This is a genomic window from Yoonia sp. D2-7 (genome assembly GCF_055809435.1).
Map to the genome: position 1 here is coordinate 2,937,141 of NZ_CM147912.1, position 14,157 is coordinate 2,951,297.

12 protein-coding genes are annotated in these 14,157 nt (G+C 58.0%); 8 read left to right on the plus strand and 4 right to left on the minus strand.

Features of this window, described 5'->3' with window-relative positions; all coding sequences use genetic code 11:
• Positions 1–18: 18 nt before the first annotated feature.
• From AC0L7R_RS14465 to AC0L7R_RS14475, 3 genes are read left to right on the plus strand one after another with little or no spacing between them, the layout of a single operon-like run.
• On the plus strand, positions 19–504 hold the full coding sequence (locus AC0L7R_RS14465; protein ID WP_473657573.1) for a hypothetical protein: 486 nt from the start codon (positions 19–21) through the stop codon (positions 502–504).
• Positions 505–563: 59 nt separating this feature from the next.
• A complete protein-coding gene (locus tag AC0L7R_RS14470) occupies positions 564–1,100 on the plus strand; it encodes a sigma-70 family RNA polymerase sigma factor (RefSeq protein WP_473657574.1) in 537 nt (178 codons plus the stop codon).
• The gene (locus AC0L7R_RS14475; protein WP_473657575.1) at positions 1,097–3,127 is read left to right on the plus strand and encodes a YfbK domain-containing protein; all 2,031 of its coding nucleotides are present in this window, start codon (positions 1,097–1,099) and stop codon (positions 3,125–3,127) included. Before AC0L7R_RS14470 ends, AC0L7R_RS14475 begins: the two co-directional genes overlap by 4 nt.
• A 24-nt stretch (positions 3,128–3,151) precedes the next feature.
• Here the strand turns inward: AC0L7R_RS14475 and AC0L7R_RS14480 are convergent, their stop codons facing one another.
• Positions 3,152–3,904: a TIM barrel protein gene (locus AC0L7R_RS14480; protein WP_473657576.1), complete on the minus strand. Its 753-nt coding sequence runs from the start codon at positions 3,902–3,904 to the stop codon at positions 3,152–3,154.
• Between the two features lie 84 nt (positions 3,905–3,988).
• Positions 3,989–4,585 carry a DUF1285 domain-containing protein gene (locus tag AC0L7R_RS14485; protein ID WP_473657577.1) on the minus strand — a complete coding sequence of 199 codons (597 nt, stop codon included), beginning with the start codon at positions 4,583–4,585 and terminating at the stop codon, positions 3,989–3,991.
• A gap of 60 nt (positions 4,586–4,645) precedes the next feature.
• Here AC0L7R_RS14485 and AC0L7R_RS14490 point away from each other — a divergent pair, with 60 nt between their 5' ends.
• The 4 genes from AC0L7R_RS14490 (at position 4,646) to AC0L7R_RS14505 (ending at position 11,522) form a co-directional block, all read left to right on the plus strand.
• On the plus strand, positions 4,646–5,650 hold the full coding sequence (locus tag AC0L7R_RS14490; protein ID WP_473657578.1) for an AAA family ATPase: 1,005 nt from the start codon (positions 4,646–4,648) through the stop codon (positions 5,648–5,650).
• Entirely contained in the window at positions 5,647–6,519 is an 873-nt protein-coding gene (locus AC0L7R_RS14495; protein WP_473657579.1) for a DUF58 domain-containing protein, read from the plus strand. The genes AC0L7R_RS14490 and AC0L7R_RS14495 overlap by 4 nt, the downstream gene beginning before the upstream one ends.
• Positions 6,520–6,601: 82 nt before the next feature.
• The gene (locus AC0L7R_RS14500; RefSeq protein ID WP_473657580.1) at positions 6,602–9,364 is read left to right on the plus strand and encodes a DUF4159 domain-containing protein; all 2,763 of its coding nucleotides are present in this window, start codon (positions 6,602–6,604) and stop codon (positions 9,362–9,364) included.
• Positions 9,365–9,443: 79 nt separating this feature from the next.
• Positions 9,444–11,522: a hypothetical protein gene (locus AC0L7R_RS14505; RefSeq protein ID WP_473657581.1), complete on the plus strand. Its 2,079-nt coding sequence runs from the start codon at positions 9,444–9,446 to the stop codon at positions 11,520–11,522.
• Between the two features lie 10 nt (positions 11,523–11,532).
• Here AC0L7R_RS14505 and AC0L7R_RS14510 read toward each other — a convergent pair whose 3' ends face one another.
• The gene (locus AC0L7R_RS14510; RefSeq protein ID WP_473657582.1) at positions 11,533–11,895 is read right to left on the minus strand and encodes a hypothetical protein; all 363 of its coding nucleotides are present in this window, start codon (positions 11,893–11,895) and stop codon (positions 11,533–11,535) included.
• Positions 11,892–12,590 (minus strand): DUF599 domain-containing protein, encoded by a 699-nt coding sequence (locus AC0L7R_RS14515; RefSeq protein ID WP_348108784.1) that lies wholly within the window; start codon positions 12,588–12,590, stop codon positions 11,892–11,894. The genes AC0L7R_RS14510 and AC0L7R_RS14515 overlap by 4 nt, the downstream gene beginning before the upstream one ends.
• A 105-nt stretch (positions 12,591–12,695) precedes the next feature.
• Between AC0L7R_RS14515 and AC0L7R_RS14520 the strand changes: the two genes are divergently transcribed.
• Positions 12,696–14,129, plus strand: a complete 1,434-nt coding sequence (locus tag AC0L7R_RS14520; RefSeq protein WP_473657583.1) for an FAD-linked oxidase C-terminal domain-containing protein — start codon at positions 12,696–12,698, stop codon at positions 14,127–14,129.
• Positions 14,130–14,157 lie beyond the last annotated feature (28 nt).

Genomic DNA, 14,157 nt, shown 5'->3' on the forward strand with positions numbered 1-14,157 from the left:
CCACGGCGGACTCAATTCATGTCAAAATCTCGTAAAGCGACCCAGCGCCGCAAGGCAAAACAGGCCGCAGCCCCCGCACCCAAAACGCGTCGTTCCTTCTTGGCGATGGCCCCTTACATCATTGGCGGGATCATCGTCGCAGGTGGCATCGGATATATGGGGATCAGCACCGTCAGGGCCGATTTGGCAGAACAGGACCTCAGCGATATCGGCAATGGTATCCCGACGATTGTACAGGTCCACGATCCGGCCTGTGGGTCATGCATCATTCTGGAAAAAGAAACACGCGCAGCGTTTTCGGACATCGACGAAGATGATTTGGCATACCGCATTGCCAGCCTGACCTCTGATGTCGGCAGTGAATTTGCAGCGAAACATACCGCAGGTTTCGCGACTTTGTTGTTCTTCGACGCGGACGGCGTTTTGACCGATCGGATACATGGCGAAACCGACCGCGCGGTACTGAAGACCGCGTTTCAGACGCATATCGAAGAAAATAGCTAAAAAATTTCCAAGCTCGCCAAGGATTGACCATTCGCATCCGTCCTATAACCGTGATGCGTATGACAACTAGCGACGAAGACTTGGCTTTAGCGGCCGCAAATGGGGACGGACAGGCATTTGCGAGCCTGCTCGACCGTCATTACGACCGCCTGTTTGCCTATTGTTTTCGGATGACCGGACAGCGATCCGAGGCAGAGGATCTGACGCAAGATATCTGTGCCGCCCTGCCCGCCAAATTGGCCAGCTATCAACGCAGGGCCAAGGTCACGACATGGCTATATAAGGTCGCGATGAATGCGGCCCACGACCGGCGGCGCAAACAGGCGACCTATGCCAAGGCAAGCGACGGCTGGGGCGATTGGGAAACCGCACGCACAGCGGTAAACGATGAAACCGCCGAACAGATCGACTGGCTGACCCAAGCGATGCGCCAACTGGTTCCCGACCTACGGGATACACTAGCGCTTGTGCTCGACGATCTGACCCACGCGCAAGCAGCCGAAATCATGGGCGTGTCGGAAGGCACGATCAGCTGGCGCATATCAGAGGCCAAAAAGGCGCTCAAAGCATTGAAAGAAAAGGAGGACGCCGCATGACTGACGATCTAGACGACCTCAAGTCCATGATGACGACGCCTAAGCCTGACCCAACTAAACGGGCTGCTGCTTTGGCGTTGGCGCAAAAAAATTTCGAAAACCTCCAAGGATCACGCGATGCGCCGCGTCCTACCCCTGTAACCGGCCTGAATGGCCTCTGGACAGGAGTAACGACTATGCTTTCATCAATGACATCCAAGGGCGGGCTGACCGCGACAACTGCAATTGTGGCCTGCGGGTTCTTGTTTTTGACGCCTACAGGGCAGGACATGTGGCGCACAGATGTGAAGGGACTGACAAGCAACGAACACTTGATTGACCCACTGCCAGAAGACATCGGGACGGTCGACGTTCCTACACCCGAACTCGATAAAGCGCTAGCTGAAGCGCCCGCGAATTTCACGACGCCCGCGCCGGTGGAGCTGCAGGACTCCGATTTCGATGACCGCGTCCGAGCCGCGGCACCAGAGGCACGCGGGCGGGTGATTGACGCCCCATTTGCAATGGAAACCGTCGACGAAGCCCCCGTAGCGTCGCTTGCCGCACCAACCGTCAGGTCAAATGCCGTTAGAATAGCCACCGAGGAATCGTTCGTGACGGGCGGCCCCGAAATAGCCCCGGTTCTTACCCCCGATACGGAAACCTTCGCCAACGCCGCTGTAAACCCGCTGAAGGTCACGTCTGAAGACCCCGTTTCGACCTTTTCAATCGATGTGGATACGGCGTCCTACGCGTTGGTCCGCAATACCATCATGCGCGGCCAGCTTCCTCTTCCGGATTCAGTACGTGTCGAGGAAATGATCAACTATTTCCCTTACGACTACCCCGCCCCCGAAGCAGGCGGCGATCCGTTCGAACCAACTGTCAGTGTGATGCCAACCCCTTGGAACGCGGACACGCAATTGGTGCACATCGCGTTGCAAGGCGAAATGCCGGTTGTTGACGCGCGCCCGCCGCTGAACCTCGTTTTCTTAATCGACACGTCAGGGTCCATGGCTGATCCGACCAAGCTGCCGTTGCTGAAGCAATCCTTCATGTTGATGCTTGATCAACTGCGCCCCGAGGACGAAGTGGCCATCGTCGAATATGCGGGTTCTGCTGGACAGGTGCTTGCGCCCACGCCCGCTGGCGAACGCGCCAAAATTCGCGCGGCTTTGAATGGTCTCGGCGCAGGCGGTTCAACCAATGGTCAAGGCGGGCTGGAGCAGGCCTATACCGTGGCTGAAAGCATGGCAAAGGATGGTGAAGTCAGCCGCGTGTTGCTGGCCACTGACGGAGACTTCAACGTCGGTCTCAGCGATCCGTCTGGATTGGAGAACTACATCGCCAAGAAACGGGATACCGGCACGTTCCTGTCTGTTTTGGGCTTTGGTCGTGGCAATCTGAACGATCAGACGATGCAAACGCTTGCGCAAAACGGCAACGGCACGGCGGCTTATATCGACACGCTATCCGAGGCGCAAAAAGTGTTGGTCGATCAATTGACTGGCGCTTTGTTCCCGATTGCCAGCGACGTGAAAGTGCAGGTCGAATTTGACCCGACACAGATCGCCGAATACCGCCTGATCGGGTACGAAACACGCGCGTTGAACCGAGAGGATTTCAACAACGACAAGGTCGACGCAGGTGATTTAGGCGCGGGCCATACGGTGACGGCACTGTACGAAGTCACACCTGTCGGTAGCGCCGCCCGCATAACCGATCCGCTGCGTTACGGTGCGGCTCAAGCGGTCGCGCCGCGCGACGAAATTGGATTTCTGAAACTGCGCTACAAAGAACCGGGTGCAGAGACGTCGCAACTGATCGAAACGCCCATTCTACGCGACGCCGACGCGGGCGAAGAAGCGTCATTTGCGGCAGCAATTGCAGGTTTTGGCCAGATTTTACGTGGGTCAAATTCCTTGGGCGCATGGTCCATGGGCGACGCAATCGCGCTGGCATCCGAAAGCAAAGGTGCTGATGAATACGGTTACCGCGCTGAAGCGATCCAACTGATGCGCCTCGCACAAAGCCTTGGTGCGGAGTAACGGAAAACTAGCGGCTTGGCTTGGTTAACTAAGCCAAGCCAGACTGCTGCCGGTCAGCCCGTCAGGCGTATATTCGCCCGATATCCACCCCTTGTAGCCGTCTTTTTTGATTTGCTTCACAAAGGCCGCTATATCGATATCACCAGCTTCATCGGGGCTTTTGCGCCCCGGTGATTGGGCAAGCTGCACATGGGTCACATGGTCTTTTACCTGTGCCCAGACAGACATTAGATCGCCATGGATTTGCTGCACGTGACAGGTGTCGAATTGCAACCCAAGTTGCGGCACATCCACTTCTTTCACAATCTCAACCGCTTGAATGCAGTCGTTCAGGAAATATCCCGGGACAAGCGACCCAGCCATCGGTTCAATCGTCAGGCTTTGATCAGGCGCAAATTCCGCAGCCCAGCGCAGGTTTGCGACAAAGGTTTCCAGCGCATCAGGACCGGACGCGACACCCGCCATGATGTGGATATGTTTTGCACCAAGCGCCTTCGCATACCGGTGTGTCCGGCGAAAATCTTGTTGAAACCGCGGACGACGCGTCGGCACAGCCGCGAAACCACGATCACCGCCGGTATAATTTGGCGGCGGGCATGTGATCATTGCAAGCGACAATTCGTTGCGCCCCAACATATCCAGCATTTCAGGCACGGGATGATCGTAAGGGAACAGAACTTCGACCGCTTCAAATCCGGCCGACCGCGCCGCCCCAAACCGTTCCAAGAACGGGAACTCTGGAAACAACGTCGACAGATTGGCGCAGTATTTTGCCATTCGCTGGCCCCCTCATACAACCTTAAGCGGCATTAAGGGCGAAACCTGCTAGAAAATGCAACTCTTTAAATGTGGGTCCGTACTTTAGCTTAATTCTGCGGCGGGGATGATTGGAAAGAACACATCATGCGACCGCACACCGAACCAAGCCACGCCATCGACAAGGTCTTCCTCGCCCAGATCAACAAGCCGATAAAACGATTTCCTGTCGATCAGCGCCTCTAGATTAGCGCGGATCAATACGTAGGGCGACGGCTCACCCGTTTCAGGGTCACGCACCACCCGGATTGGATGATCTGGACCTGCAACAACTTCATCGCCCACGTTGGTCAGGAACTGTAAACCTGCGTCCGCCTTATCGAAATCGATGGCCACAAATGGGGCGTCATCCACGGTGATCCCGACTTTTTCAACAGGCGTGACGAGAAAGTAGTCATCCCCATCCCGCCGGATAATCGTCGAAAACAGGTTCACAAGCTCTTTACGGCCGATGGGGGTGCCCATGTAGAACCACGTCCCGTCGCGCGCGATCCGCATATCGATGTCACCACAGAACGGCGGGTTCCATAAATGGACCGGCGGTAGCCCCTTTTTGCCTTCTTTAGCTGCCGCACGCGCCGAAGATGCGAGACTTTCCGCCGAAGGGGTCACGATGATTTGTTCTGGGGTGCTTTTTGCCATTGGGGTTCTTTGGGTTATCTGCTGTTATACCCTTGATATAGCAAGCCCCGAGGAAAAGTCATGACCAATGCCACCGATCTAGTTGCAGATATCGAAACCCTTGGCGGTAAGCTGGCAGAGGCACGCGCCTCTATCGCGAAACGTTTTATCGGGCAGGACGCTGTGGTTGACCTGACATTAACCGCGCTGATCTGCGGCGGGCATGCCGTCTTGGTCGGCCTGCCCGGTCTTGGGAAGACCCGCCTTGTCGATACACTGTCCACCGTGATGGGCCTGAATGGGAACCGCATCCAGTTTACGCCTGACCTGATGCCAGCCGATATCTTGGGATCCGAGGTGTTGGACCAAGCCGCCGATGGCACCCGCGCGTTCCGGTTCATCGAAGGGCCTGTGTTCTGCCAGCTTCTGATGGCCGACGAAATCAACCGCGCGTCGCCGCGAACCCAATCCGCACTCTTGCAGGCGATGCAGGAAAAAGAAGTGACCATCGCAGGCGAACACCGTCCGCTTGGAACGCCTTTCCACGTGCTCGCGACCCAAAACCCGATTGAACAAGAAGGCACTTATCCTTTGCCCGAAGCCCAGCTTGACCGCTTCCTCGTGCAAATCGACGTGCCGTATCCGGACCGCGACGCGGAACGTGATATCCTACTCGCAACGACGGGCACCTCAGACGAAGCCGTCAACGCCGTGTTCAGCGCCCAAGAATTGCTTGATGCGCAGACCTTGCTGCGCCGGATACCTGTGGGCGAAAATATCGTTGAAATGATTCTCGATCTGGTGCGGTCGTGTCGCCCTGACGCCGATGCGCCTGACATCATCCGTCAAAACGTCGGCTGGGGTCCTGGGCCACGTGCGGCGCAGGCCTTGATGCTGACCGTGCGGGCATCCGCCTTGCTAGACGGACGCCTTGCGCCTTCCGCCGAAGACGTGCGACGTATGGCGATTCCCGTGCTGGAACACCGCATGGCACTGACATTCGCAGCCCGTGCGCGCGGCGAAACGATCCAGAACGTCATCAATACAGCCGCCACATTGATCACAAAGGTTGAGGCGGCAGCGTGATCACACCACTCGCCCTCCGGTCCGAGGCAGAAAGCCTTTCCAGCGCCCTGCCGCCGCTTTTGGCAGAGGCGGAACAACTGGCTGCGACCGTTCTGCTGGGCGATCACGGACGCAGACGGGCGGGCACTGGCGACACGTTTTGGCAATACCGCCCGGCGCAGGACACGGACGAGGCACGTAGCATCGACTGGCGGCGGTCGGCGCGGTCCGACACAAATTTCGTGCAGGACAAAGAATGGCAGATCGCACAGTCGATCTTACTTTGGGTCGACCAAACGGCGGCGATGTCGTTTACCTCTGACAAGAACCTCGCCAGCAAAGGGCACCGCGCACGCACCATCGCACTTGCGACCGCGATTTTGCTGATCAGAGGCGGCGAACGTGTCGGGCTGACGGGGCTGCGGTTACCGCCCAAGCGCGGCGAACAGCAACTGGCGCAGATGGCCGCATTGTTGACCGAAGACAGCGATAAAGATTTTGGCGCACCCGAAGCGCAAGGCATGTTGCCCCATTCACGTGCCCTGTTCATCAGCGATTTTCTCGGCGACATCGAACCCACCCGCGACGCTTTGTTCAAAGCCGCGGATCGCGGCGTGCGCGGCGCGCTTTTGCAAATCCTAGACCCTCAGGAAGAAGCGTTCCCCTTTGATGGCCGGACCATTTTCCAATCCATGTCGGGCACGATGCAGCACGAAACGTTGAAAGCAGGTGATTTGAAATCCCGCTATCTTGATCGACTGGCGCAGCGCAAAGATGATCTGCAATCGCTCGCGCGCATGACCGGTTGGCAGTTCCAGACACACCACACCAACGCGGCCCCCAATACGGCCTTGATGTGGATTTACGGCGCGTTGGAGCGGCACATATGACCCGCGCGCCCCTTCTTTTGGTCTTAAATATCTCGGGGTTTGGGGCAGCGCCCCAACAGGCTCCGTTAGGAGACTTCGTAGCATGATAACTATTGGCCCACTCGCGTTCACAGCCCCTTGGCTGCTTCTTGGACTGCTGGCCTTACCGATATTGTGGCTGGTTCTCAGGGCGGTCCCGCCCGCACCGATCAAACGCCGCTTTCCGGGCGTCGCGCTTTTGTTGGGGCTGCAAGACACCGAAAGCCAATCGGACCGGACGCCGTGGTGGTTGCTTTTGCTACGTCTTCTGGCCGTTGCCGCAGTGATCATCGGCTTCGCCGGTCCCGTGCTGAACGCGCAGACAAAGGCGACCGGCACGGGTCCACTACTGATCATCGCAGATGGCACATGGGCTGACGCCCGCGATTGGCCCGCCCGTGTGGACCGGATGGATGCGCTTTTGGCAGAAGCCGCCCGTCAAGATCGCACCGCCGCCGTCACGACACTGACTAATCTACCTGCGGATGGCGTCACCTTTCAGGCGGCCGATGTCGTGGCGCAAACGCTGCCCAATCTGACACCCGCCCCGTGGGAGCCGCAATCAGATACACTGACCGACTTTGCCGCGACATTTGACGGCGGTTTTGAAACCTACTGGCTGTCGGACGGGCTGGCGCGGGACAATCGCGCTGATCTACTTGACGCCCTCGAAGCCCAAGGTGCAGTTACTGTTTTCCAATCACCACGCCAGATCTACGGCGTCCGCCCGCCACGGTTGAACGATGGCGAAATCATCGTTTCTGCCACGCGCACGCCCGTAGGCCAGCCCGCGACGACCGACTTGACCGCCATTGGCCTTGATCCATCTGGCGTAGAACGGCAGCTGGCAACCGTGCCGCTGGACTTCGCCGCCGGTGAAGCTGTCGCAGAAACCGCGCTCGCCCTACCGCCAGAACTACGCAACCGCGTCACCCGTTTTGAGATAACAGGCGCACGGTCCGCAGCGGCGGTCAGCCTGACGGATGACAGCCTGAAACGCCGCGAAGTCGCCCTGATCGCCGGACGCGACGACCGCGAAGGGCTGGAACTGTTGTCCCCCCTTTATTACCTGCGCGAAGCACTGCAACCGACCGCCGACCTGATCGACGGGACCTTGGACGATATTCTCTTGGCCAATCCGGACGTTATTGTTCTGGCCGATGTCGCCACGCTCGCAGGCACAGAATCGGCAGATGTTTTGCAATGGGTTGAAAACGGCGGGTTGCTGTTGCGCTTTGCAGGTCCCCGCCTTGCCGCGTCCGACACAGGCCGCGCCGAACAAGATCCCTTGCTGCCGGTCCGTCTACGGTCCGGTGGCCGCAGTGTGGGCGGGGCTATGTCGTGGGGCGAACCCAAAGCGTTGGCACCGTTCAGTGAGACATCCCCTTTCTTCGGCTTGCCCGTGCCGGATGACGTCGCTGTCACCGCACAGGTCATGGCCCAACCCGATCCGACACTCGCGGACCGCGTGATTGCGCAACTGGCGGACGGCACGCCATTGGTCACGCGTGCGACTGCTGGTGAAGGGCAAATCGTTCTGGTTCATGTGACGGCCAACGCCGAATGGTCGTCGCTGCCACTGTCGGGACTGTTCGTGCAGATGTTGGAACGGCTTGCGATTTCTACCAGTACACAGGCGCCAAATGCCGAAGACCTTGCTGGTAGCACGTGGTTGCCGAACAGAGTGCTGGACGCAACCGGACGCCTTGAAGACGGCAGCACTTTGCCGGGTGTCGCGGGCGAAACGCTCGCCGCTGCGGAAACGGGCCCTGACCTACGGCCTGGTCTGTACACAGGCGACAACCGCCAGATCGCGGTGAATGTCATGCAAGCCGATAGCACGCTTGGGCCTGCCGCATGGCCTGCACGCATCGTTGTCGAAGGGATGAACGTCGCGCGCGAAACCGCCTTAAAAGGCTGGCTTTTGACGCTGGCGATTGGATTGCTTCTGATTGACGTGATCGCATCATTGGCGATCGGGGGCCGTCTACGCGGGCCGCGCGCGGATGCGATGGCGGCTATTGTTCTGGCGCTGCTGACGATGGGCGCGCCCGCAGATGCCCAGCAGGACGACGCATTCGCATTGCGCGCAACGTCCGAAGTTGTTCTGGGCCATGTCCTAACCGGCGATGCAGACCTCGACGCGGTTGCAAACGCAGGGCTGTTGGGGCTGTCCCAAACGCTGTTCCGGCGGACATCGATAGAACCCGCCGATCCGCTCGGTGTGAACATCGAAACCGATGAATTGGCGTTCTTCCCGTTTCTATATTGGCCCATCACCGCAGACCAAGCCCTGCCATCACGCGAAGCTTATGCCAAGTTGAACCGCTATCTGCGCGGCGGCGGCATGATCCTGTTTGACACGCGCGATGCGGATACAGCAGGCTTTGGCACCGGATCACCCGAGGGGCGTAAATTGCAGGCAATTGCGCGATCTCTCGACATTCCGTCGATTGAACCGATCCCTGAAGATCATGTTCTGACCCGCACCTTTTACCTGCTACAAGATTTCCCCGGTCGTTACGCGTCACGCGACATTTGGGTCGAAGCGGCCCCGTTGGTGACCGAACAGGCCGAAGGCGTGCCGTTTCGCAACCTGAATGACGGCGTCACCCCCGTGGTGATTGGCGGCAACGACTGGGCCCGTGCATGGGCCGTGAACGAATACGGTGATCGGATGTTCCCCGTCGGGCGCGGTCAAGCTGGCGAAAGGCAACGCGAAATTGCTTATCGTTTCGGCGTGAACCTGATCATGCATGTGCTGACAGGCAACTATAAGTCGGATCAGGTACACGTCCCAGCCTTGCTAGATCGGTTGGGGCAATAACGATGAGCCATTTCCAAGCGGCACTGTCGGAGCCTCCGGCGGAGATATTTAAGACCAAAAGAAGCTGGGGGCAGCGCCTATGACTGCGATTGTTGTGCTTGATCCGCTGGTGCCGATGTTGGCGCTTTGGGGTGCGGCCGCGTTATGTGCTGTGGCCGTCGCACTTGCGTTATGGCGGCGATTGCCCGGGTGGTGGTTACGTGGGTTGGCGGGGCTCGCCCTGCTGGCCGCACTGGCGAACCCTTCGCTGCAAAGCGAAGACCGCGACCCGCTGGCCGACATCATCGTGCTGGTTGTAGACGAAAGCGCCAGCCAACGCATTTCGGATCGCCCTGATCAGATTGCAGATGCGATTGCCAATGTGCGCGCCGAAGTCGCCCGCCTGACGAACACCGAATTGCGCATTGTCCCGATTGGTGACAGCGCGATTGAAGGCGACAGCGGGACACTGCTGATGACTGGCCTGTCAGAAGCGCTTGCCGAAGAGCCCCAAGGGCGGATCGCGGGTGTGATCCTGTTGACAGATGGACGGCTACACGATGTGATCCGTGCGCCAGCGTTGCCCGCGCCACTACATACGCTTTTGACCGGACAACCTGACGATTGGGATCGTCGCCTTGTCGTCGCAAACGCCCCTGCCTTTGCCATTCTGGGCGAACCCGTGACGCTGACTTTGCGTGTCGAAGATCAAGGGGCGACCCCTGCGGACACCGCGTTTGTCCCTTTGACCATCGCGATTGATGGCGACGATCCTTTGCCGTTTGAAATTCCCGTTGGACGCGACGTTGAACTGCCGATCAATCTGCCGCATGGCGGGATGAACGTCCTTCAATTCGAAATTCCGACCGCAGAAGGTGAACTGACAGACCGCAACAACAGCGCAGTCATCCAGATCAACGGTGTCCGCGACCGTTTGCGTGTGTTGTTGGTATCGGGCGAACCCCATCCGGGCGAACGCACGTGGCGGAATTTGTTGAAATCAGATGCGTCGGTTGATCTGGTCCACTTCACCATTCTACGCCCTCCGGCCAAACAAGACGGCGTGCCGGTGAACGAACTGTCCCTGATCGCATTTCCGACCCGTGAGTTGTTCCTCGAAAAGATCGACGAATTCGACCTGATCATTTTCGACCGCTATTCGCGGCGCGGTATTTTGCCGAATGAATACCTCGATAATATTCGCCAATACGTGGAAAATGGTGGTGCGGTTTTGGTATCCTCTGGCCCTGAATACGGATCAGCGGAAAGCATTTACCGTTCCCCATTGGGCGCGGTCCTGCCCGGTGCGCCAACTGCGCGGGTGTTTGAAGAAGGTTACACGCCGCAGATCACCGACATCGGCAACCGCCATCCTGTCACCGAAGGACTTGCCGCCTTTTCCCCGCCTGCGGACGATGGCGACGGTCCCGGTTGGGGGCGTTGGTTCCGGTTGGTTGACGTGATTGCCGCACCCAATGCGACCACTGTGATGAGCGGTCTGGATGATCGCCCGCTGCTGACGCTCGAACGGATCGGGTTGGGACGTGTGGCGTTGATTGCGTCGGATCAATCTTGGCTGTGGGATCGCGGATACGAAGGCGGCGGACCGCAATTGGAACTGCTGCGCCGCTTGGCCCATTGGATGATGCAAGAACCTGAGCTGGAAGAAGAATTGCTTTGGGCAGACCCGACGGGTCAAACGATGCGGATCATTCGTCGTACGCTTGAGACTGAAACAGACGACGTGACTGTGACTCATCCGGACGGCACAGAAACTGTCCTGACGCTGGAAGAGGTATCACCGGGCCGGTTCGAGACCCTGTGGGAAGCCCCTGAAATCGGTCTGTACCGCCTATCGGACGGCACATTGGATGCAGTGATTGCATTGGGACCAGCCGCGCCGCGTGAATTTGAACAGACGATTGCGACGGGGGACCTGCTTGAGCCGCTTGTGAACAGCACGCGAGGTGGCATTTTGCGGGTATCAGACGGCGAAATTGACCTGCGTGAAGTCCGCACAGGCCGCCCTGCAGCCGGGCGTGGATGGTTCGGGATCACACCGCGCGAGGCCTATCAAACTGCTGATATTTCTATCGCGCCATTGTTGCCAGCATGGGCATTCCTGCTGCTGGCGTCATTGCTGATCATCGGGGCGTGGGTCCGCGAAGGACGCCAATAAAAACGCGAGCCTAGCGCGGCAGTTCCACCAGGGTGCGGTCGTCGAACCAGCCGTCCACATTGTCGCGGGTGCGGATGTAGACTTCGGTCACGCCCTCTGGAATGACGATGCCGCCTTGCGACCGCGTGAACGGTTGTTCGTTCACATGCGGATGGGCCAAGGGCCGCAAACCAAGTTGGTTGCCGTCCGCGTCAATGACTTCCCAGCCATCTGCATAATGATCCCATCCGGTATCGGGATGCAGAATAGAGACGTCAAAACGCCACGTGTCCCCTGTGCGGGTTACAGTGACATCGACGACCTCTGGGGCATCGGCAAACGCAGCGCCAGACATCAGGGCAAAAGCAATGGATAGGGTTTTCAGTTTTTTCATGGGTACTTGCCTAACAAGATATCACGCGGAAGCGATGCAAATTCTCGTGACCAGACCAGCCAGATCACTGCAAGCGTGGCCAAGATAAAGGCGGTTGACCCGACCAGCCACGCCAATCCACCCAAAGCAAAGTACATCGACCGCAGCCCGCGATTAAAGTTGATTGCGGCGCGGATATTCAATTCCGCAGCCTGCATAGCACGTCCCATCGCGTCAGGATGATTTGGATCGTTTGGAACAGCCGCCATCATGACCGAACAATAGCCGAAAATCCGGTTAGCCCAGACGAATTTCAGAAAGCCGTTGGTGAGCATGAGGGCCACAAGACCCAACTTTACCTGCCAGACGACAATCGGGATGTCGTCTGTTGAAATTTCTGCGGCGACCCCCTGCAATGGGTCCGTATTTGCGATCAGAGCAAAGACGCCACCAATGGCGAAAATGCAGGTCGATGCAAAGAACGCAGTGCCCTGCCGCAAGCTGCCCATGATCTGACTGTCGAAGATTCGCGGCTCTCTGCCGATAAAAACGCGCAGCCATTCGCGCCGGTTATCGGACATGATTTTCGTCACGGACGGGCGCGATTTCGGCGGATGTTCGATCATCCAACCCAATATAAAATAAGCAAAACCTAGGAATGCAGCAGCGGCGGCATCCCAATAGGTTAACAAGGCAAGGTGTTCGATCATTTGCATGGTCAAACACTACGCCGAACCGGTTTTACTTGCCATGCCTGAAAATTGGTTATATTTCCTTACCAATCGTGCAAATGCCCGTCAGCCACCGATCAGGAGCCCACCATGCAAATGCCCACACCAAGTGCCACCGTCATCGCACGTAAATCGCAAATCGTTGACCGCCTGCGTCAGGTGCTACCTGCGGATGCTGTGATCGACGATGTTGCGGAAACACGGGCCTATGAATGCGATGGATTGTCGGCGTATCGGTGCCCGCCTTTGTGTGCTGTGCTACCTGCATCGACGGAAGAAGTTTCGGCAGTTCTGAAAATCTGCTCTGAAATGGGTGTGCCGGTGGTCCCACGCGGATCGGGCACGTCGTTGGCGGGTGGGGCGATGCCAACCGCGGATTCGGTTATCTTGGGCGTGGCCAAGTTGAACGATGTGCTGGAAACCAATTACGACGACCGGATCATTCGGGTGCAAACAGGCCGGACGAACCTGTCCGTGACAGGTGCCGTTGAAACTGACGGCTTTTTCTACGCCCCCGACCCGTCCAGCCAGCTGGCCTGCGCCATTGCGGGCAATATCGCGATGAATTCCGGCGGTGCGCATTGCCTGAAATACGGGGTGACGACCAACAATCTGCTGGGCGTCACCATGGTAATGATGGACGGCACAATCGTTGAAATCGGCGGCGGGCATCTGGACGCGGGCGGGCTTGATCTGCTGGGCGTGATTTGCGGGTCCGAAGGACAGCTTGGTGTTGTAACCGAAGCGACGCTGCGCATTTTACATAAGCCCGAAGGGGCACGGCCTGTGCTGATGGGCTTTGACAGTTCTGAAGTGGCCGGCGCCTGTGTGTCCGACATTATCAAGGCGGGCGTTCTGCCCGTGGCAATTGAATTTATGGACCGTCCCTGCATCGAAGTTTGCGAAGCCTTCGCAAAGGCGGGCTACCCGATGTGCGAAGCCTTACTGATCGTTGAAGTCGAAGGATCAGACGCGGAAATCGACGAACAGCTTGAAAAAATCATGGCAATTGCAAAGACACACAACCCAGTTGAACTGCGCGAAGCGAAAAACGCAGATGAAGCAGGCCGCATTTGGTTGGGCCGTAAATCGGCCTTTGGCGCGATGGGTCAGGTCAATGATTACATGTGCCTCGACGGGACTATTCCTGTGTCAGCCCTGCCCGAGGTGCTGCGCCGCATTCAAGAATTGTCAAAAGAGTTCGGGCTTGATGTAGGTAACGTTTTCCACGCGGGCGACGGCAATATGCACCCGCTGATCCTGTATAACGCGAACAAACCGGGTGATCTGGAACTTTGCGAAGCGATGGGTGCGGAAATCCTGAAGGTTTGCGTTGAAGTTGGTGGCTGCCTGACCGGCGAACACGGCGTTGGGATCGAAAAACGCGATCTGATGAATGTACAATTCGATCCGGTTGATTTGGAACTGCAAATGGCGGTGAAGGATGTGTTTGATCCGCAATGGTTGCTGAACCCTGCCAAAGTGTTTCCGCTCGCCACGTCAGAAGCCCGCCGCGCGGCGTAGCGTTTGCGGCGCATGACAGATTGGGGGC

Bases quoted from the DNA above. Each gene is read 5' to 3' on its own strand.
- AC0L7R_RS14465 (WP_473657573.1), top strand. From the start codon at position 19: ATGTCAAAATCTCGTAAAGCGACCCAGCGCCGCAAGGCAAAACAGGCC.
- AC0L7R_RS14470 (WP_473657574.1), top strand. From the start codon at position 564: ATGACAACTAGCGACGAAGACTTGGCTTTAGCGGCCGCAAATGGGGAC.
- AC0L7R_RS14475 (WP_473657575.1), top strand. From the start codon at position 1,097: ATGACTGACGATCTAGACGACCTCAAGTCCATGATGACGACGCCTAAG.
- AC0L7R_RS14480 (WP_473657576.1), bottom strand. From the start codon at position 3,904: ATGGCAAAATACTGCGCCAATCTGTCGACGTTGTTTCCAGAGTTCCCG.
- AC0L7R_RS14485 (WP_473657577.1), bottom strand. From the start codon at position 4,585: ATGGCAAAAAGCACCCCAGAACAAATCATCGTGACCCCTTCGGCGGAA.
- AC0L7R_RS14490 (WP_473657578.1), top strand. From the start codon at position 4,646: ATGACCAATGCCACCGATCTAGTTGCAGATATCGAAACCCTTGGCGGT.
- AC0L7R_RS14500 (WP_473657580.1), top strand. From the start codon at position 6,602: ATGATAACTATTGGCCCACTCGCGTTCACAGCCCCTTGGCTGCTTCTT.
- AC0L7R_RS14505 (WP_473657581.1), top strand. From the start codon at position 9,444: ATGACTGCGATTGTTGTGCTTGATCCGCTGGTGCCGATGTTGGCGCTT.
- AC0L7R_RS14510 (WP_473657582.1), bottom strand. From the start codon at position 11,895: ATGAAAAAACTGAAAACCCTATCCATTGCTTTTGCCCTGATGTCTGGC.
- AC0L7R_RS14515 (WP_348108784.1), bottom strand. From the start codon at position 12,590: ATGCAAATGATCGAACACCTTGCCTTGTTAACCTATTGGGATGCCGCC.
- AC0L7R_RS14520 (WP_473657583.1), top strand. From the start codon at position 12,696: ATGCAAATGCCCACACCAAGTGCCACCGTCATCGCACGTAAATCGCAA.